We start from the raw sequence: 19,452 nt of genomic DNA, 5'->3' as shown, positions 1-19,452 counted from the left end.
CCCCGCAGCAGCGGCACCACCCGCAGACCGCCCACCGGCGGGAGCCGGGGCGGCAGCTTTGGCGGCGGCTCCTTCGGGGGCAGCTCCTTTGGCGGCAGCCGCGGCGGCTTCGGAGGAGGCGGCTCCTTCGGCGGTGGCTTTGGCGGCAGCCGCGGTGGCTTCGGCGGAGGCGGCTCCTTTGGGGGCGGCTTCGGCGGCAGCCGCGGAGGCGGCGGCTTTGGCGGACGCCGGTAAACAGATATGAAAAAGATGCACGGTTTTCACCGTGCATCTTTTTATTTCCGTATCTCCATGGTCAGCAGGCTGTCAGCGCCCCGGGTGCGGTAGCCGTTGGGGTTCACATAGCCCCGCTTCTCGTAAAAGTCCAGGGCGTTCACGGAGGAGGTCAGCCAGATGCGTTTGGCCGCTGCGCACCATTCGTCGCCCTCCAGCACATCGAACAGCTGGGTGCCAAGGCCCCGGCCGATGGCCTCCGGCAGCAGGAAAGCGGCGATAATCTCGCACTCCAGCTCTCCGGTCTGCACCACGGTGCCGGTACCCACAATGACGCCGTCCTCCGTCATCACATACATGTGGCCGTCCGCGGCGATCTGGGCCACGGTCTCCGGGGTGTAGCGGTCATACAGCCACTCGATCTCGCCCTTGGGGCAGTAGTGGGCATTGACCTCCAGCAGCGTCCGGCGCAGGAGGGCGGACACTGCGCCCTCGTCGCCGGGTACATATCGTCTGATCTCTGCCATATTTACACCGACAGGGAATCCGCCAGTTCCAGGCCGGGGTTGTGCTTCGTCAGGAAGCCCACGGACCACTCGCCGCCGAAGGCCACCAGCAGCCGGTCCCGGAAGTCCTCCAGAATAGCGGAGCCGGTGCACAGCACCAGGTCCTCCGGCTTGCAGGGGCAGTTGGTGATGAGCCGCAGGTGGTCATAGGGCAGGCCGGTCATATACAGGTCCACGCCGTACTCGCTCTTCATGCGGTACTCGAACACGTCGAACTGCAGAGTGCCGACGACGCCCACGATCACTTCCTCCAGACCCGCGCCGGGAATTTTGAAGATCTGGATGGCGCCCTCCTGGGCGATCTGTTCCGTGCCTTTGATAAACTGCTTGCGCTTCATGGTGTCCTTGGGGGACACCCGCATGAAATGCTCCGGCTCAAAGGTGGGGATGCCGGAGTATTTGAACTTCTTGCCGGGGACCGTGATGGTGTCGCCGATGGCGAACAGGCCGGGGTCGAAGACGCCGATGATGTCTCCGGCGTAGGCTTCCTCCACGATCTCCCGCTCGGCGGCCATCATCTGCTGGGGCTGGCTCAGCCGCAGCTTCTTGCCGGACTGCATGTGGTAGTATTCCGTGTCCCGCTGGAACTTTCCGGAGCAGATGCGCATGAAGGCCAGCCGGTCCCGGTGGGCCTTGTTCATGTTGGCCTGGATCTTGAAGACGAAGGCGGAGAAGTCCTCGCTGAACACGTCCACTTCCCCCTGGTCGGAGACACGGGGCAGGGGGGCGGTGGTCATGCGGAGAAACTCCTCCAGGAAGGGCTCCACGCCGAAGGTGGTCAGGGCGGAGCCGAAGAACACGGGGGACAGGGTGCCGTTGCGGACGGCCTCCATGTCGAACTCCCGTCCGGCGCCCAGCAGCTCCACTTCCTCCCGGAGGGCATTGGCCTTCTTTTCGCCGATCAGCTCCTCCAGCTGGGGGTCGTCCAGGGCCACCTCGGCGGAGCTGACCTTTTTGCCCCGCTCCTCGGCCTGGAAGAAGAGAATGCGCTGCTTCTCCCGGTCATAGACGCCCTGGAACTCCTTGCCGCAGCCGATGGGCCAGTTGACGGCGTAGGTGTCGATGCCCAGCTCCCGCTCCACCTCTTCGCACAGGTCCAGAGGGTCCCGGGTCTCCCGGTCCATCTTGTTGATGAAGGTGAAGATGGGGATGTGCCGCAGGGCGCAGACCTTGAACAGCTTCCGGGTCTGGGGCTCCACGCCCTTGGCGCCGTCGATGACCATGACGGCGCTGTCGGCGGCCATCAGGGTGCGGTAGGTGTCCTCGGAGAAGTCCTGGTGGCCCGGGGTGTCCAGGATGTTGATGCAGAAGCCGCTGTGCTGGAACTGCATGACGGAGCTGGTGACGGAGATACCGCGCTGCTTCTCAATTTCCATCCAGTCGGAGGTGGCGGCCTTGGCCCGCTTGCCCTTGACCTCACCGGCCTGGGCGATGGCGCCGCCGTACAGCAGGAATTTTTCCGTCAATGTGGTTTTACCGGCGTCAGGGTGAGAAATAATCGCAAATGTTCTGCGCCGGGTGATTTCTTCTTGTAACGTAGGCATGAAACTGCCTCCTTTTGTTCACAAATGTACAGACTTAATCACTTTACCACAAGGTTTTCCTGTTTGCAAGGGGGCGAGGGAGAAAACCTGCGCCGGAGCGGCACATCGCTGCACAGACAAAAGGGAGGGAGCCGCAGCCCCCTCCCTCGGAAAAACCGGCGTCAAACGCCCTTTTGCTCGTATTTTTTCAGCAGGTCCTCAATGGCTTCGTCCAGAAGCCGGGTCTTGGTGATACGGGTATTCTTGGATAGCTCGTTGAACGGTTCTACCAACTCATTTGCCAGAGAAGATACGAACTTTTTTCGGTTGACCAATACTGCTTCGCCCATAGTCTGCCTCCATCGATACTATATATGCACTATATCATGCCCATTTTTTCTTGACAAGTAGTGCGCATATAGTGTATATATGGTACATATGGGGGTGACATGAATGACAAATACTACATTGCAAATATTGACAGACCTGGCCTGGGAACGACGGCGGGCCTGGGCCAAAGAGGACCCGGAACAGCGGGTGCTGTGGGAGGAATACCAGACACTGCTGAAAGGCTTCATGGAGGAACACCGCGGAAACCGCCGCCTGCGCGGGGAGGTCCTGCGGCTGTTGGACCTGCACGACGCGATGGAGGACAGCGCCCAGGAGCGCTTTTTCCAGATGGGCCTGCAGATGGGGCTGGAGCTGGGGGCAGTGGAGGTCTTCCGGGACACGGCTGGGGACAGTCCTTGAAAGGCCGGCGGCCCTGTGCTACAATAAGAGCCATCATCCGGCCTTCGAGGGAGGGATTTGCCATGGGAAAGGTCCGGTTTCACGGGCTGGATACCATCCGGGGGATCACCCTGGTCAGCATGATCGCCTATCACGCCTGCTGGGACATGGTCTACCTCTTCGGGGCGGACTGGGACTGGTACCGCTCCGACGGGGCCTATCTCTGGCAGCAGAGCATCTGCTGGACCTTCATCCTCCTCTCCGGCTACTGCTGGCACCTGGGCCGCCATCACGGAAAGCGGGGACTGCTGGTCTTCGGCGGCGGCGCCCTGGTCTCCGCTGTCACCTTCGCGGCCATGCCGGAAAATCTGGTATTCTGCGGCGTGCTGACCCTGCTGGGCGCCGCGGCCCTGCTGACCATCCCTCTGGACCAGCTGCTGCGGCGGATCCCCGCCCGGGCGGGGCTGGCGGGGAGCTTTCTGCTGTTCCTGCTGACCCGGGAGGTCAACAGCGGTTATCTGGGCTTTGAGGGTGTCAGGCTCCTGGCTCTGCCTCAAAGCTGGTATCGGAATCACTTGACCGCCCTTCTGGGCTTTCCCCAACCGACGTTTTATTCCACCGATTACTTCTCTCTGCTGCCCTGGGTATTCCTGTTCTGGACAGGCTATTACCTGTACCGCCTGCGGCGGCAGGAGCCGCCCCGGTTGTCCCTGCCGGTGGTGACGGCCCTGGGCCGCCATTCCCTGCTGGTGTACCTGCTGCACCAGCCGGTGGTCTACGGCGTATTGTGGGCGGTTTGTACGCTGCTGGGATAAACATGGAGTTATTTGCACAAAAAACTGGTTCTGGCATCCTGGCTTTTGCGTGAACACAGCCTCTGCGCTGCAGTCCGGAAATTGAAAATACCGGCATTTTGTGCGGTTTGGAACGATGAAAAGCAGTTGGATTTGAGGATAGTCACAGGCTGTTTGACTGAAATCAAGTGCTGGGGATCACTGAAAAAAACAACGAAATCCTGATTAAAGCTGATCCCATGCTTCAAGGGAAACTCAGCGGCGCAAAACGGCGGGCGCGCTGCCCGATACAGATGCCTGCCCGACAGAGCAAGCCTTGCCGACAACAGAATAAGAGCGTAGATTGAGCAGCTGCCTGTTTTCATCAGAACAGGCAGCTGCTTTTTCATAAATAGGCGGTGATTCTGTGCGCATACGAAAGCTGCCATATTTTATGGACATGAAGCCGAACAATATGTATTCTGTGCCCTGCAGGGGCAGCCCGGATCAATACTGCGGAGAGTGGGCAGACAAGGCCGACGGCCGCGAAACCGGGAGAAGGCTAAAGAATGCGGGCAGAGCGTGATGCTCTGCCCGCAAGTTTGTTTCAGGACTTGTCCGCTGCTTGCCTTCTGAAAAGGGGCTTTGCCAAAAGTGGGGCAGCCGGCAGCGGGTCATTCGGAGCAGCTCGCCAAATAGGCCCGGATCGCGCTCGCTGTCGACTCATAATCCTGTTTTACCTCATCCAGCATCAAAACGGCATCTTCAGGAATGCCGTTTCTCTCCGGGCGAAGCAATTCCGTCAACTTACATGCCGAGGCTCCCAGCTGATCAAAACCGAGGTTTGCGCAGACACCCTTCAGCGTATGCGCAGCCCGAAACGCTTCCTCCCGCTGTCCTTCCTCCAGTGCGCGGCACAGTTCAGAAAAGCTGCTGTCATCCAAAAATTTGGTGATGAATTTCGTAATGAGACTGACACTTGGCAGCCGCGTTTTTACCTTTTCAAAGTCGCCGCCCAATTTCTGATAACACTCCTGAATTGTCATCCGGAGTCCTCCTCCCCCTTTGTCACCAAAGATGACGATATAGTCACGGAAAGTGACAAAACAAATTCCATGATCAGGAAATAATTCATTTTTCAGTATAGCATGTACTTCCGCAATACGCAATCAAAGGATGTATTTTTTATTTCCCATAAGACGTTACAAAAAATAGGAATTGATTTTGTAATTGAACTTGCATATATATGTCAAAAATGCTATACTATTAAAAACGATATACATAATACGGTATATAAGGATAGGATTGATGATATGAAGACAGCAGAAACAATCAATATCGTTTGTTCTGAGCTTGGGATCACAAAGGCCGACCTGGCAAAGAGAATGGGGATGCTTCCGTCTTCTTTGTACAGAAAGCTCGCCAGAGAAAGCATGACATTTGAAGAACTTCAGAAGTGCCTTGATGTGTTGGGGGTCACGATCGCGTTCAATCTTCAATACCCGGACGGCAACGTCCGAAGCTCACAGGCGAATCATGAGATGCTTCTGGAGAGAATGGAGCTGCTGGAAAGAGAGCTGGAAGCAGCGAGAAAAGCGGCGGAATTCCATAAAAAATCATTAAAGGATTTGCGGACAGAGCTGAATAGTGCAGTTGGATATACGGAGCTCGGCAAGAGACACGGCTCCAAAGCTGAGGAATATCTGGAGAAGATCCGGCAGGTCCTCACCAACATGGAATCAACCATTTCCTATGCCCTTGGTGAATCGCTGAATGATGAGCCGGCTGCGGAAGAGACAGAGGACATGGAAGCGTTGGAGGGAAAGAACGTCCTCCTTGCGGATGATAACGAACTGAATCGTGAGATCATGAGGGAAATTCTTGTGGATCACGGCCTCGTGGTTGAGGAAGCCGGGAATGGAAGCGAAGCTGTTGAGGCCGTGAAAGCGAATGAGCCCGGTTACTATCATTTTATCCTGATGGATATTGAAATGCCGGTCATGGATGGGTATGAGGCGACGATGAAGATCCGAAAGCTGCCGAACCGGATCCGGGCAAATGTTCCCATTATCGCCCTGACCGCAAATGCGTTTCCTGAGGATCGGGAGAGAGCAGCCGTTGTGGGAATGGACGATTTCCTTATAAAGCCCACAAATTCGGTCCGCCTGCTGAGAACCCTGGCGAAATTCCTGTAAGAGCAAAGAGAGCGCTCTGAAAAGAAAAACGCTGAGAAGCCAAAGGGACAATATGAGAGGGAGAGCACAGATGAAAACGAAAAGACTGATCGCTCTGCTGCTTGCCGTCGTTATGGCAGCGGCCATGCTGGCAGGCTGCGGAGAAAGCAGCAAGAAACAGGACGATAAAATCGCCATCTCCATGTATATGTGGGACCGCTCCATGCTCAAGGGGCTGTCTCCCTGGCTGGAGAAGAAGTTCCCCGACATCGAGTTCACCTTTATCCAGAGCTTCAACACCATGGAGTACTACAAGGATCTGCTGGCCCGGGGAGAGGAGATCCCGGACATCATCACCTGCCGCCGGTTCTCCCTGAACGACGCGGCTCCTCTGGCCGATCATCTGATGGATCTGAGCCAGACCGAGGTGGCGGGCACCTTCTACTCCAGCTATCTGGAGGTCAACCGGGAAACCAACGGTGCCATCCGGTGGCTGCCCATGTGCGCCGAAGTGGACTGCACCATGGCCAACAAGGACCTGTTTGACCAGTACGGCATCCCCCTGCCCACCAACTATGCCGAGTTCGTGGCTGCCATAGACGCTTTCGAGGCGGTGGGCATCAAGGGCTATCAGACCGACTGGGACTATGACTACACCTGTCTGGAGACCATGCAGGGCTGTGCCATTCCCGAGCTGATGAGCCTGGAGGGGACCCAGTGGCGCATGGCATACGAAAGTGAGACCGAGGAAGAGCAGGTGGGTCTGGACGACGTGGTCTGGCCCAAAGTGTTTGAAAAATACGAGCAGTTCCTGAAAGACGTCCGCTTTGAGCAGGGGGATGAGGAGCTGAGGTTTTCCGCAACGATGGACCCTTATTACCAGGGAAAGACCGCTATGGTCCGCAATACGGCGGCTCTGGCGGACAACATCACGCAGGAGCGGGGCATCAACAGCGTCATCCTGCCCTACTTCGGCGAGACCAGCGAGGACAACTGGCTGCTGACCTACCCCATGTGCCAGCTGGCCGTGTCCAAAACCGTGGAGCGGGACGAGGCCAAGCGGAAGGCCGTGCTGGAGGTGTTGTCTGCCATCTTCAGCGAGGAAGGCCAGAAGCAGGTCGCCTACGGCACCTCCGTGCTGTCCTACAACAAGGAAGTGAACATCACCTCCAGCCCTGCCCTTGAGTATGTGCAGGACTGCATCGACAGCAACCACCTGTATATGCGTCTGGCCTCCACCGAGGTGTTCGCCGTCTCCCAGGACGTGGGGCACAAGATGATGACGGGCGAGTATGATGCCAAGGCCGGTTATGACGCCTTTAACGCACAGATCACCAACTTTAAGGACCCGGATGCGGTGGAGGTCATGTTCACCCAGGAGACCGCCTATTCCAACGACTTCACCGACCACGGCAGCGCTGCGGCGTCCTCTCTGATGAACACCATCCGCTCCTCCATGGAGGCGGACATGGCCATCGGCTTCTCTCCCACGGTCAGTACCTCCATCTATGCCGGGGACTACACCCTGCAGCAGGCCAAGTGGGTGCTCACCGCCCGGAATTCTGTCTACCAGGGCGAATACACCGGCGAGGAGGTCTGGCGGTTCATGGACTGGCTGGTGAATGTGAAGGAGGACGGCTCCAACCCCATTCACCACCGCAACCTGATGCCCGTCACCAGCGGCCTGGAATACACCGTCACCGAGTACGAGCGGGGCAAGTTCCGGCTGGAGAAGGTGACCGTGAACGGGGAACCTCTGGACGAGAACGCCACCTACAACCTGATGCTGGTAGGCGCGGACACCTTCCTGGAGCATGAGACCTTCTGCAACTGCCCCATGCCCGCCGACCTGAAGGAGAAGCGCCAGGCCTATCTGGTGGACGATTTCTCCAGCCAGGAGTGTATGCAGGAGGCCCTGGAGAAAACGAGACAGTTCCTGGAACCCACGGAGTATGTGACCATTCTTCAGGGGAAATGAGACCCTGAAATAAAGCCGAAAGGAGGGAGGTGCCGTGAAAAAACGACTGGCAGCTTTGCTGCTGTTCCTTGCGCTGGCCGCTGGGCTGGTCTGGGCCGGCTTTACCTATTTTGGGTTTGTCTCCCAGACGATCTACGAAGAGAGCACTGCCCACCTGACGGAGATCTTCCACCAGGCGAACCAGACGCTGTATAATCTGGTTTCCGTCAACTGGAGCCGTATGCGAATGTGGACTCCTTATCTGGAGAGGGCGGAAAGTGACGAAGAGATCGTTGCCTATGTCAACCAGGCCCGGGAGGAAAGCAATTTCACTGATTTCTATTTCATCTCCCGGAACGGAGAATATCTTGCACTGTCAGGGGACAGAGGCTATCTGGATCTGCGGGATCAGCTGGCCACCCTGATTCTGGGGGATCAGCCCATCGTGGTAAACTCCGTGGTCCCGGATCAGCCGGAGATCATGGTGTTTGCCATTCCCGCCGAGCATGGCAGCTACCGCGGCTTTGACTATGAGGCCATTGCCATTACCTATAACAACTCTGACCTGGTGGATGCCTTGAAGATCTCGGCCTTTGACGGACAGGCCAGTACCTTTGCGGTTCTGCCCGATGGACGGATCGTTGTGGATAACGGCAGTGAGGATATGCAGAAAATCCATAATCTCTTTGCGCTGCTGGAAGAATCAGAGCGCCTGACCGACGGGGAGATCACCACCCTGCAGGAGGACTTCCTGGTCGGCAATTCCGGCTCCATCGTGTTCGATGCCAATGGCAGCCCCTATTATCTGGTATATGAGCCCGCAAATTTCCAGAACTGGACTGTTCTGGGCATTGTACCTGCCAATGTGGTCAATGCCAGCATGAACAAGCTGCAGTCCACCACCATGCTGGTGGTGTCGGGTATTGCCACCGCTCTGGCTGTGCTGCTTCTGCTGCTGGTGATCCAGCAAAACCGGCAGAAGCTGAAACGGAAGGACCATGAGCTGCTGATCCGTGACGAACTGTTCTCCAAGCTGTCCATCAATGTGGACGATGTCTTCCTGATGGTGGATGCAAATGATCTTCGCGTGGAATATGTCAGCCCCAATATTGAGAAGCTGGTGGGTATTCCGGAGCAAGAGGTCCTCCGGAATATCTATGAGATCGAGCATCTGATCCGGACGGACGAATCGGTTCATATTTTGGATCAGCTGTCAACCGTTTTGCCCGGCGAGCAGCGGGAGTGGGACCGGGAGTATATCCATCAGAAGACCGGCGAGGAGCTGTGGTTCCGTGTGGTGGTGTTCTGCACGGACATTCAGGGTGAGAAGAAATACATTCTGGATCTGTCTGACCGGACCAAGGACAAGAAGATCAATCAGAAGCTGGAGGATGCGGTCTATACGGCGGAGAATGCAAGCCGTGCAAAGACTACGTTCCTGAACAATATGTCGCATGACATCCGGACACCTATGAATGCGATCATCGGCTTTACCAACATCGCCATGAAGCAGGAACCGAAACCGGAAGTGAGAGGCTGTCTGGAAAAGATCAGAGAAAGCTCCGAGCATCTGCTGACCTTGATCAATGATGTACTGGACATCAGCCGCATCGAGAGCGGCAAGACCAAATTCGCACCGATTCCCGTTGATATTACGGCGGTGGCAGATACGGTGCTCAGCATCATACAGGGCTTCCTGTCCAACCGGAACATCGCATTCCGTACCCATCTGGCCAAACTGGAGAAGCCCTGCGTACTGGCCGATGCCGTGCGCATCCGGGAAGTCTTGGTGAACATTCTGGGCAACGCGGTGAAATTCACGGAGGACGGCGGTACCATCGTCTTTGAAGCCAGCTACCATCCCGGCGCGGATGACCGGCATATCACAGTACGCTACCGGATCGAGGATACGGGCGTGGGCATGAGCGAGGAGTTTGTGGAGCATATCTTTGATGAGTTTTCTCAGGAGGATAACGGCGCACGGACCCAGTACAAAGGCACCGGCCTGGGCATGGCCATCACCAAACGGTATGTGGACCTGATGGGCGGCACCATTTCTGTGGAGAGCAAAAAAGGCGAGGGCTCTGCCTTCACGGTGGAGATCCCCCTGGAGCTTACCGATGAAAGCAATGTTCAGATGCAGGAGCTTCCTGCCGCCAAGGTGGACCTGATAGGCACGAAGATCCTGATGGCGGAGGACAATGATCTGAATGCGGAGATCGCAATGGTGCAGCTGGAGGAACTGGGAATTCAGGTCACCAGAGCCGCCGACGGCATCGAGGCAGTCAAAATCTTCGCAGAGAATCCGCCGGACTCCTTCGACATGATCTTTATGGATATCATGATGCCGAAGATGACCGGCTATGAAGCGACAGCAGCCATCCGCGCCATGCGGGATCGCCCGGATGCCTGCGAGATTCCCATCATTGCCATGACCGCCAACGCCTTTGCTGAGGATGTGCAGGCATCTCTGGATGCGGGGATGAATGGGCATATCGCCAAGCCGATCGCCATGGACGAGGTCGCAAAGACGATTGCAAGAAATCTGAACAGATATCCTGTTTAGGATCAGAACAATCGGAAACACCCGATTCAAGGTCAAAAGCGCCTTGAATCGGGTGCTTTGCTTTTCCGTGCCAAAACATATCGGAGTTATTCGAAAGCGTCATAAAAGAGTTGCAGTCCGGCATTGAAGAATTGGAGGAAATCTGCCATAATATAAACAAATACGAGCAAGAGAGAAATTTTCCTGCCGACAAGGACACACATTCCGGACTGCGATGGCCGGATGCCGGCAGAGGAAAACTGCTTGTGGAAATTGCTGATGGAGAAGAGTACATCGCTTAGGAAGGTTTGTAAATCTGTCATGAGAGAGTATTTTGTGTTATGAAGCACTGTTGTATAGGTGTATTGGCCCACGTGGACGCCGGGAAAACGACCTTGTCCGAGGCGCTGCTGTACCGCAGCGGCACCCTGCGGAGACTGGGCCGGGTGGACCACCGGGACGCCTTTCTGGATACGGACGCCATGGAGCGGGAGCGGGGTATCACCATCTTCTCCAAGCAGGCGGAGTTCTCTCTGCCTGCCATGGATGTGACCCTGCTGGACACCCCGGGCCACGTGGATTTCTCCGCCGAGGCGGAGCGGACCCTGCGGGTGCTGGACTGCGCCATTCTGGTCATCAGCGGCACCGACGGCGTCCAGGGCCATACCCGGACGCTGTGGCGGCTGCTGGAGCAGTACGGCGTGCCGGTATTCCTGTTTGTCAACAAAATGGACTTAAGCGGCGCGGACCGGACCGCTCTGATGGCGGACCTGAAGCGCCGCCTGGACAGCGGCTGCGTGGACTTCGGCACGGCCCCGGAGGAGCTGGCGGAGGAGGCCGCCGTCTGCGACGAGGAAGTGCTGGAGCGGTATCTGGAATCCGGGGAGGTCTCCGATGATGACATCACCGCCATGATCGCTTCCCGGAAGCTGTTCCCCTGCTTCTTCGGCTCCGCCCTGAAGCTGGAGGGCGTGGACGATTTCCTGGAGGGGCTGGAGCGGTACGCCCCCGTCCCGGACTACCCGGCGGCGTTCGGCGCCCGGGTATTCAAGATCGCCCGGGACAGCCAGGGCGCACGGCTGACCTATCTGAAAGTCACCGGCGGCACATTGCGGGTGAAGGACCTGCTGACCAACTGCCGTCCGGGCCTGCCGGAGGACAAGGTTTGGGAGGAAAAAGCGGACCAGCTGCGCGTCTATTCCGGCGTGAAGTTCCGCCCCGTGGAGGAGGCTCCCGCCGGGACGGTGGTGGCGGTGACGGGCCTCAGCCGGACCGTACCGGGGGAGGGCCTGGGCTTTGAGGAGCCCTGGACAGGCCCGGTGCTGGAGCCGGTGCTGACCTATCAGGTGGGGCTGACCGACGGCACAGACCCCCACACGGCCCTGCTGCGGCTGCGGCAGCTGGAGGAGGAAGACCCCCAGCTCCACATCGTCTGGAATGAGGCCGCCCGGGAAATCCACATCCAGCTCATGGGCGAGGTGCAGCTGGAAATTTTGCAGCGGCTCATTCAGGAGCGGTTCGGCATGGAGGTGGCCTTCGGTGCGGGGGCCATCTGCTACCGGGAGACCATTGCGGCCCCGGTGGAGGGCATCGGCCACTTTGAGCCCCTGCGGCACTATGCGGAGGTCCATCTGCTGATGGAGCCGGGTCCCCGGGGCAGCGGCCTGGTGCTGGGCACCGCCTGCCCCACGGACGAGCTGGACCTGAACTGGCAGCGGCTGATCCTGACCCATCTGGCGGAGCGGGAACACCCCGGCGTGCTGACCGGTTCCCCCATCACCGACATGAAAATCACCCTGGCGGCGGGCCGGGCCCACGAGAAGCACACCGAGGGCGGTGACTTCCGCCAGGCCACCTACCGGGCGGTGCGGCAGGGCCTGATGCAGGCGGAGAATATTCTTCTGGAGCCCTGGTACGAGTTCCGGCTGGAGCTGCCCGCCGACCAGGTGGGCCGTGCCATGAGCGACCTGCAGCGGATGAATGGGGAGGTAGATCCCCCGGAGACCTTCTGGGAGGAGACCACCCTCACCGGGTCCGCCCCCGTGGCGGCCCTGCGGGACTACGCCCGGGAGGTCACGGCCTACACCCGGGGCCGGGGACGGCTGCTGTGCGTCCCGGCGGGCTACCGTCCCTGCGCCGACCAGGAGACCATCGTGGCGGCCAGTGGCTACGACCCGGAGCGGGACGTGGACAATCCCCCGGATTCCGTGTTCTGCTCCCATGGCGCGGGCGTCAATGTGAAGTGGAACGAGGTCCCGGCCCGGGCCCATGTGGACAGCGGCCTGCGGCTGGGCCAAAAGAAGCCGGAACCGGAAGCGGCACCCCAGACCCGGCGGCCCAGCACCTACGCGGGCACCATGGAGCAGGACAAGGAGCTGCAGGCCATCTTTGAGCGGACCTACGGCCCCGTGAAGCGGCAGGCCTTTACCCCGCCAAGGGAGCCGAAGCGCCCTGTGACGGAAGCTTCCGCCCGGGCCATCCGGGAGCAGGTGTCCGGCCCGGAATACCTGCTGGTGGACGGGTATAACATCATCTTCGCCTGGGACGAGCTGAAAGCCATCGCCCGGGACAATCTGGACGCGGCGCGGAAGGCCCTGTGCGACCTGCTGTGCAACTACCAGGGCTATCAGAAGTGCGTGGTCATCGTTGTCTTCGACGCCTACAAGGTCAAGGGCGGCCTGGGCAGCGTGGAGAAGTACCACAACATCCATGTGGTCTACACCAAGGAGGCCGAGACGGCGGACGCCTATATCGAAAAGGCCACCTACGAGATCGGCAAACAGCACCGGGTCAAGGTAGCCACCTCCGACGGCCCGGAGCAGCTCATCATTTTGGGCCACGGCGCCCTGCGGGTGTCCGCCACCGGCTTCCACGAGGAGATGGAACGGGTCCGGGGGCAGATCAGCGGCGTGCTGGACCGCAACAACCAAAAGACAAAGCAGGGGGCCGTGCGGGCCGCCATGGAAAAGGCCCTGGAGGGCACGGAGGGGGGATCACCATGCTGACAGCATTCATTGCGGCATTGACGTTGGGCGGCTGCGTGGCAGCCCGGTGGTATCTGGACCGGCCCAGCCGCCGGGAGAAGGAGCACGCCGGCGGCCGGGTGCGGCTGAAGGCCCTGTGGAATGAGGGGGCTGCGTTCAGCCTGCCCATCGGGCGTGATGTGGTGACCGCCGCGTCGGTGGTGCTGCTGGGGGTGCTGTGGAACAAGCGGAAGGAGCACCCGGTCAGCACGGGATTGGTGCTGGGGGGCGGTCTCAGCAACCTGCTGGAGCGCCTGCGGCAGGGAAAGGTCTACGACTACGTCCAGTTCCCCAAAGCGCCGGGCCGGTGGAGCCGCTACGTCTTCAACCTGGCGGACTTCGCCATCATCCTGGGCGGTGTCGGCCTGATGTCCCGAAAAAAACGGTAAAAAAGCAGCCGGGCGGTGAAAAAATCCGCCCGGCTGTTTCGTGTTTAGGGTGACGGCGGCCGACGCCATGGAGCCGGCTTCCGTCAAAAAGAAAGGGAGTGAGGAAGAATGGCCCTGACCGGGGCAGAGGAGGTCAGTCGTCTGGTGGAGACATACAGCTCCATGCTGCTGCGCCTGGCCTGCACCCGCCTGGAGAACCCCGCCGACGCGGAGGACGTGGTCCAGGAGGTGTTTTTGAAGCTGCTGACGGCCCACCCGTCCTTCCGGGACGCGGAGCACGAAAAGGCATGGCTCATCCGCACCACCCTTCACCGTGCCGCCGACCTGCGAAAGGCGGCATCACGGTGGAATGTCCCGCTGGAGGAAGCCCTGCTGGCATCAGCCCCGGAGCTGGAGGACCGGCTGCTGGCGGCGGTCCGGGCGCTGCCGGAGAAGTACGGCGCCGTCATCCACCTCCACTACTACGAGGGATATTCCCTGAAAGAGATCGGAAAGCTGCTGGGCCTGCCCGCCGCCACGGTGGGCACCCGCCTGGCGCGCGGCCGGGAGCGGCTGCGGCAGAGCCTGAAGGAGGAGATCGAATGAACCGGGAAGCATATCGGAAGGCCTTTGACGCCATCCCCTTTTCTCCGGATTTCCGGGACCGTACCACAGAGCTGCTGCGGGACCGGCTCCGGGAACAGGAAAAGGAGGAGCATAGTATGTATATTGGAAAAACGAAGAAACTGGCGGTGCTGATCGCCGCCGCCATCGCCCTGTTGGCGGTGTCCGTGTCCGCGGTGATGCTGTGGCTGACGCCCGCCCAGGTGGCGGAGCGGCTGGAGGACCCCGTTCTGGCGGCGGCCTTTGACAGTGAGGACGCAGTCCTTCTGGAGGAAACCGCCCAGGTGGGGGACTATACCGTCACCCTGGCGGGCCTGGTGTCCGGCAAGGACCTGTCCAGGGCTCCGGCGGAATACAACGGACAGCTGGTCAGCGACCGCACCTATGCGGTGTTCTCCCTGGCCCGTACCGATGGGGAGCCTCTGGAGGAACTGCCCGATGGCCTGAGCTATTCTCCTCTGGTGAGCGGCTATCACGTCAGCGCCGTCAACGCCTGGACACTGGGCGCCACCTGCCAGTCCTTTGTGCAGGACGGTGTGGCCTATTATCTGTTTGACACCCAGAACCTGGAGATGTTCGCGGACCACACGGTGTACTTTGCCATCTATGAGGGCGGCGTTCCCAATCCTGCTACCTTCCCCACGGCGGAGGACGGCAGCATTTCCCTGGCGGAGGGTGTGCAGGGAGCCCTGTTCACCCTGCCGCTGGATGCGAGCAAGGCGGACCCTGCCGCCGCAGAGGCCTTTGTGGAGGGCACCGGACTGGAATTCATCGGCTGAATCCAAAAAGGACAGCGCCTGTACAGGCGCTGTCCTTTCGTATCATGGGAGGAGTTCTTATGCCTGATGGCCACGCAGCAGGGAGGAGCGGGAGAGCACCTGCAGCAGCAGGAGGCCCAGCACGTAGCAGGCGATGGCCTCGCCCAGGCCCACGGTGAAGGCGTTGAAGGCGAAGGCGCCCCAGAAAGCGCCGGTGAAGCCTACCTCGTACCAGGCGATCATGGCGCCGATGATGACGGCGTTGCAGATGACCGGAGGCAGGGGGGCCAGCCACTTGTTGGGCATCTTCCGGGTCCAGATGGCGGCAATCAGGGTAGCTAGGGAGCCGAAGATGATGTCCAGGGGCCCCACGGTGCTCATGAGGTTGGTGACCAGGCACCCGATAAACAGGCCGGGAATGGCCTCCGGCAGGAAGAAGGGCAGGACCGTCAGGGCCTCGGAGAAGCGGCACTGGACGGGGCCGTAGGCGATGCCGAACACCGAGGCGCACAGGCTCATAACGGCATAGACGGCGGCGATGATGCCGGCGGTGGCGACTTGGCGGGTGGTAAAGCGGGATTTGGACATGAAAAAAGACCTCCTTTTGATGGTGTGGAGGTCTTTGGCGCAAAATCGCAGCAAAACACGCGGGAAAGGCCCGCGTAACCTCCATTTTTTTGTTTAGAGAACGGCAAATCCGCCAGGCTTTGCCGAACGAACGCCCGAAACCGGACGCTTGGACAGGGAGATGGCACCTGTCAAGTAGGGAGTATATCATGGCCGCCGGGAGATTGCAAGAGGAAAAACAAGGCCCCGCCTGAAAAGGCGGGGCCAGCTGCTTATTTGGAGAGGATCACCAGCACCATGTCGGTGGTGGGGTCAATGCCCTCTTCACTTTGATAGGAGAAAGACGCGGTTTCCAGCTGGACCAGCAGCGCTTCGGCCTCCTGGGCCGTCAGCTCATATTGAACCTCCGTGCTGCTCTCGGACATGGGTGTATACGCCGCCATCAGCTCCGCACCCTCCGGGGGCAGGGTCAGAACAGAGGTGTATACAGTCCCGGAGGTCAAATAGACATGCGGCCCTGCGCCCTTTTCCGCCTCCTGGGGCTCGGCACATTCGGCGGGGGATGCGTCCTCCGTGGGGTCAATGCTGCTGTTGGACTCCACGGCGGCGGTATCGCTGCCAGCGGCCATCTGCCGGTCCATCATAGCGGCAGGCTCTTCCACAGCGGCCTCGGCTTTCTCTTCCGAAGCGGATTCCGTGGCCATGGCCGGGGCGGCAGTGTCCATAGCGGCGGATGCAGGAGCCGCTTTCTCCTTGCGACCAGAGAACACGCCAGGAATACTTTGCAGCAGGATCACCAGGGCGCAGCAGGCCGCCAGAGTGGGCAGCACCTTCCGCCAGGGGGTAGGGGTTTTCTTCTTAGGGGCGGCATCCGCATGGGAAACGGCCTCCGCCCGGATGCGGGCCACGACGCCTTCGGCAAAGCCTGCGGGGACTTCCACATCCTCCGCATCAGGGAAAGCCGCCCGGATGGCCAGGGCGTCGTCCACGTAGGCCTGACAGGCGGGGCACTGGTCCAGGTGGTCCCGGACACGGCTCATTTCCTCCGGGGACAGCTCCCCGTCCACATACAGGTCCAGCAGGGCCGCGTAATCGTCACAGTATCTCATTTGCAGCCCTCCTTTTCTGCTTGTTTTGACGCAGGGAATGCAGAAAAGTTCCCGCTGTCCAGCAAAATTTTTCGCAATCGCTTCCGGCCCCGGCTGATGCGGGATTTTACCGTCCCCAGGTCCAGGGAGAGGATCTCTGCGATCTCGTCATAGGTCTGCTGGTGCATCTCCCGCAGGATCAGCACCTGGCGGTACTCCTCCGGCAGGGCGGCAAGGCCCGCCTCGATCTGCTGCCGCAGCTCTGCCCGCTCCGCCAGAGCGTGGGGGGAGGGGGCGTCGTCCGCCACGTCGATGGCGGCTTCCTCGTCGTTGAGGGAGGGACCGGCGGCGGAGCGGTGGCGGCCCTCCCGCCGCAGCAGGTCCACGCAGGCATTGGAGGCCAGCCGGTACAGCCAGGTGGAGAAGCTGGACTCTCCCCGGAAGAAGGCCAGCCCCTGCCAGGCCGCCAGAAAGGCCTCCTGGGCGGCCTCCTCCGCGTCCGCCGGATTTTTGCACATCCGCAGCGTCAGGGCATAGACCCGCTTTTCGTATAGCTGCACCAGCTGGGCAAAGGCCTCCTGGTCTCCCCGGCGGGCATCATCGATCCAGTTTTGTTCCTGTTTCTCGGTCATGTCAGGTCCCTCTTGATGCCCCTGGTCACCCGGTATACATCCTCCAGGGTGCTCATCTGCACGATCTGCTCCTTGTAGTAGCCGGAGTGGGGCACGCCCTTCAGATACCAGCAGTAGTGGCGGCGGGCCTCCAGCACGGCCACCCGCTCGCCCTTGGACTGGGCGGCCAGCTCAAACTGCCGGACAGCGGTGTCGCACCGCTCCGCCAGACTGGGCAGGGGCGGCACGGGCTGCCCCTCCAGCACGGCCTTGGCCTGCTGGAACAGCCAGGGGTTGCCGAAGCAGCCCCGGCCGATCATGGCCATGTCGGCCTTGGTGTGCTGCAAAATGCGGGCGGCGTCCTCCGGCTTCCAGATGTCGCCGTTGGCGATAACGGGGACGGAGACCGCCTCCTTCACCTGGCGGATGCAGTTCCAGTCTGCCTGTCCGCCGTAGACCTGGGCCCGGGTGCGGCCGTGGACCGCCACGGCGGAGACGCCCGCCTGCTCCAGAGTCCGGGCGAACTCCACGCAGTTGCAGCTGCCCATGTCCCAGCCCCGGCGGAACTTGGCGGTGACGGGGGTGTTCGGCAGGGCCTTCACCACGGCCTCCACGATGCGGCCCGACTTGTCAGGGTCCTTCATCAGGGCCGCGCCGTCGCCGTTGTTCACGATTTTTCCCATGGGGCAGCCCATGTTGATGTCCAGAATGTCCGCCCCAGTGGCCTCTATGGCGATCTGGGCGGCTTCTGCCATGCAGACCGGGTCGCTGCCGAAAATCTGGACGGCGGCAGGGTGCTCCCCGGGAAACTGGGCCAGCAGGGCGAAGGTCTTTTTGTCGTGGTAGCAGAGGGCCTTGGAGGAGATGAGCTCCGTGACCGTGTAGCCCGCTCCCAGCTCAGAGCAGATCTGGCGGAAGGCCACGTCCGTGACGCCGGCCATGGGGGCCAGAGCCAGCCGGGAGTTGATCTCAACATTGCCGATGCGCATGGGCGATCTCCTTTCGCACAAAAATACAATTTATACTATCATGGCAAGGGATAAAAGTCCAGCATTTCGGGCTGGCGACCACATTTGAAAGGGCATCCTCTTTGGAAAACTCCAAATTTTGAAACCTTTCATTTCCCGACGGGATTTTCCTTGGGTATCCTGTAAAATAGTGGAAAATCATCATTGCGGGAGGGACAAGCTGTGGAACACGGTCCGATCACGTTGCAGAGGGAACAGGCGGCGCGGCTGCTGGGGGGAGGCATCCGCTTTTTCCTGGGCGCCGCCCTGACGGCCAGCCAGACGGCGGGCGGGTACGCCCCCTTCGCCCTGGGACTGGTGGCGGCGGCAGGACCGGGGCTGGGGGGCGCCGCTGCCCTGGCAGGGACCGGTGTGGGGGCGCTGCTGTTCATGGAGTTCGCCCAGGCATTGCCTCACCTGGCCATCGCCGTGCTGATCCTGACGGCGGCCACGGCCTTCCGGGGCAGCCCCGCCCTGATACGGCCCAAGGTGCTGGCCCTGACGGCAGGGGGGCTTTCCCTGGCCGTGTGGGGCATCTATGTGATCCAGTCCCTGTCGCCCCTGGAAAAGCTGACGCCCTGTCTGGCGGCAGCGGCTCTGACCGGGGTCTCCGCCTGGTTCTTCCGCCCGGTGCTGGAGCCGGAGGGCGTCCCCGCCCCGGCAGACGGAGCGGTGTTCCTGGCGGCGGCACTACTGCTGGCCCTGTCGGACCTGGAGATCCTGGGCCTCTCCATCGGCCGGACGCTGCTGTGCGTGCTGCTGGCCTGGACGGCCTATGAGCGGGGGGCCGTCACGGGGGCCTGGACAGGCCTGGGCCTGGGGCTGACGGCGGACCTCTGCGCGGGAACCGGCAGCGGTATCTTCACGGCAGGTCTGGGCCTGGCGGGGCTGCTGGCGGGGAGCCGCCAGGCCCAGACCTGCCGTGA

19 protein-coding genes and 1 pseudogene are annotated in these 19,452 nt (G+C 60.5%); 11 read left to right on the top strand and 9 right to left on the bottom strand.

Features of this window, described 5'->3' with window-relative positions:
• Positions 1-234, top strand: a 234-nt coding sequence (locus tag JQM66_RS11695; RefSeq protein WP_235230050.1) for a hypothetical protein, incomplete at its 5' end; no start/stop codon positions are given.
• Between the two features lie 41 nt (positions 235-275).
• Here the strand turns inward: JQM66_RS11695 and JQM66_RS11690 are convergent.
• From JQM66_RS11690 to JQM66_RS11680, 3 genes are all read right to left on the bottom strand, one after another.
• A complete protein-coding gene (locus JQM66_RS11690) occupies positions 276-740 on the bottom strand; it encodes a GNAT family N-acetyltransferase (RefSeq protein ID WP_235230049.1) in 465 nt (154 codons plus the stop codon).
• Between the two features lie 2 nt (positions 741-742).
• Positions 743-2,323, bottom strand: a complete 1,581-nt coding sequence (locus JQM66_RS11685) for a peptide chain release factor 3 (RefSeq protein WP_235230048.1) — start codon at positions 2,321-2,323, stop codon at positions 743-745.
• 161 nt (positions 2,324-2,484) lie between these two features.
• Positions 2,485-2,652 (bottom strand): ribbon-helix-helix domain-containing protein, encoded by a 168-nt coding sequence (locus tag JQM66_RS11680; RefSeq protein WP_235230047.1) that lies wholly within the window; start codon positions 2,650-2,652, stop codon positions 2,485-2,487.
• A gap of 103 nt (positions 2,653-2,755) precedes the next feature.
• Here JQM66_RS11680 and JQM66_RS11675 point away from each other — a divergent pair, with 103 nt between their 5' ends.
• Together JQM66_RS11675 and JQM66_RS11670 are read left to right on the top strand one after the other, a co-directional pair.
• Positions 2,756-3,052, top strand: coding sequence for a hypothetical protein (locus tag JQM66_RS11675; protein WP_235230046.1), 297 nt, complete (start codon positions 2,756-2,758; stop codon positions 3,050-3,052).
• A gap of 62 nt (positions 3,053-3,114) precedes the next feature.
• Entirely contained in the window at positions 3,115-3,846 is a 732-nt protein-coding gene (locus JQM66_RS11670) for a heparan-alpha-glucosaminide N-acetyltransferase domain-containing protein (RefSeq protein WP_235230045.1), read from the top strand.
• 8 nt (positions 3,847-3,854) lie between these two features.
• On the opposite strand, the gene JQM66_RS11665 is transcribed toward JQM66_RS11670, so the two are convergent.
• Positions 3,855-4,214, bottom strand: coding sequence for a hypothetical protein (locus JQM66_RS11665; protein ID WP_235230044.1), 360 nt, complete (start codon positions 4,212-4,214; stop codon positions 3,855-3,857).
• Between the two features lie 264 nt (positions 4,215-4,478).
• Entirely contained in the window at positions 4,479-4,850 is a 372-nt protein-coding gene (locus JQM66_RS11660; protein ID WP_235230043.1) for an Hpt domain-containing protein, read from the bottom strand.
• A 267-nt stretch (positions 4,851-5,117) separates the two neighbouring features.
• On the opposite strand from JQM66_RS11660, the gene JQM66_RS11655 reads away from it, so the two are divergent.
• The 7 genes from JQM66_RS11655 (at position 5,118) to JQM66_RS11625 (ending at position 15,274) form a co-directional block, all read left to right on the top strand.
• On the top strand, positions 5,118-5,999 hold the full coding sequence (locus JQM66_RS11655) for a response regulator (RefSeq protein ID WP_235230042.1): 882 nt from the start codon (positions 5,118-5,120) through the stop codon (positions 5,997-5,999).
• 70 nt (positions 6,000-6,069) lie between these two features.
• The gene (locus JQM66_RS11650; protein ID WP_235230041.1) at positions 6,070-7,956 is read left to right on the top strand and encodes a 5'-nucleotidase C-terminal domain-containing protein; all 1,887 of its coding nucleotides are present in this window, start codon (positions 6,070-6,072) and stop codon (positions 7,954-7,956) included.
• Between the two features lie 34 nt (positions 7,957-7,990).
• Complete coding sequence (locus JQM66_RS12710) at positions 7,991-10,501, top strand: ATP-binding protein (protein WP_235230040.1); 2,511 nt, start codon at positions 7,991-7,993, stop codon at positions 10,499-10,501.
• 320 nt (positions 10,502-10,821) lie between these two features.
• Entirely contained in the window at positions 10,822-13,485 is a 2,664-nt protein-coding gene (locus tag JQM66_RS11640) for a translation factor GTPase family protein (protein ID WP_235230039.1), read from the top strand.
• Complete coding sequence (locus tag JQM66_RS11635) at positions 13,479-13,892, top strand: signal peptidase II (RefSeq protein WP_235230038.1); 414 nt, start codon at positions 13,479-13,481, stop codon at positions 13,890-13,892. The genes JQM66_RS11640 and JQM66_RS11635 overlap by 7 nt, the downstream gene beginning before the upstream one ends.
• 108 nt (positions 13,893-14,000) lie before the next feature.
• On the top strand, positions 14,001-14,477 hold the full coding sequence (locus JQM66_RS11630; protein WP_235230037.1) for an RNA polymerase sigma factor: 477 nt from the start codon (positions 14,001-14,003) through the stop codon (positions 14,475-14,477).
• A complete protein-coding gene (locus tag JQM66_RS11625) occupies positions 14,474-15,274 on the top strand; it encodes a hypothetical protein (RefSeq protein ID WP_235230036.1) in 801 nt (266 codons plus the stop codon). The genes JQM66_RS11630 and JQM66_RS11625 overlap by 4 nt, the downstream gene beginning before the upstream one ends.
• A 57-nt stretch (positions 15,275-15,331) precedes the next feature.
• On the opposite strand, the gene JQM66_RS11620 is transcribed toward JQM66_RS11625, so the two are convergent.
• The 4 genes from JQM66_RS11620 to dusB form a co-directional block, all read right to left on the bottom strand.
• Positions 15,332-15,841 carry a QueT transporter family protein gene (locus tag JQM66_RS11620; protein WP_235230035.1) on the bottom strand — a complete coding sequence of 170 codons (510 nt, stop codon included), beginning with the start codon at positions 15,839-15,841 and terminating at the stop codon, positions 15,332-15,334.
• A gap of 251 nt (positions 15,842-16,092) precedes the next feature.
• Positions 16,093-16,929, bottom strand: coding sequence for an anti-sigma factor family protein (locus JQM66_RS11615; protein WP_235230034.1), 837 nt, complete (start codon positions 16,927-16,929; stop codon positions 16,093-16,095).
• A complete protein-coding gene (locus JQM66_RS11610; protein ID WP_235230033.1) occupies positions 16,926-17,540 on the bottom strand; it encodes a sigma-70 family RNA polymerase sigma factor in 615 nt (204 codons plus the stop codon). Before JQM66_RS11610 ends, JQM66_RS11615 begins: the two co-directional genes overlap by 4 nt.
• Positions 17,537-18,508, bottom strand: a complete 972-nt coding sequence (gene dusB / locus JQM66_RS11605) for a tRNA dihydrouridine synthase DusB (RefSeq protein ID WP_235230032.1) — start codon at positions 18,506-18,508, stop codon at positions 17,537-17,539. The genes JQM66_RS11610 and dusB overlap by 4 nt, the downstream gene beginning before the upstream one ends.
• Positions 18,509-18,709: 201 nt before the next feature.
• Between dusB and JQM66_RS11600 the strand changes: the two are divergent.
• Positions 18,710-19,452: pseudogene (locus JQM66_RS11600) on the top strand (stage II sporulation protein E); the annotation flags it as partial.

The organism is Oscillibacter valericigenes (assembly GCF_021531915.1).
Classification (GTDB): domain Bacteria; phylum Bacillota; class Clostridia; order Oscillospirales; family Oscillospiraceae; genus Oscillibacter; species Oscillibacter valericigenes_A.
The sequence above is the reverse complement of the archived record's forward strand: the minus strand, read 5'-3'. Positions and strand labels throughout refer to the sequence as shown.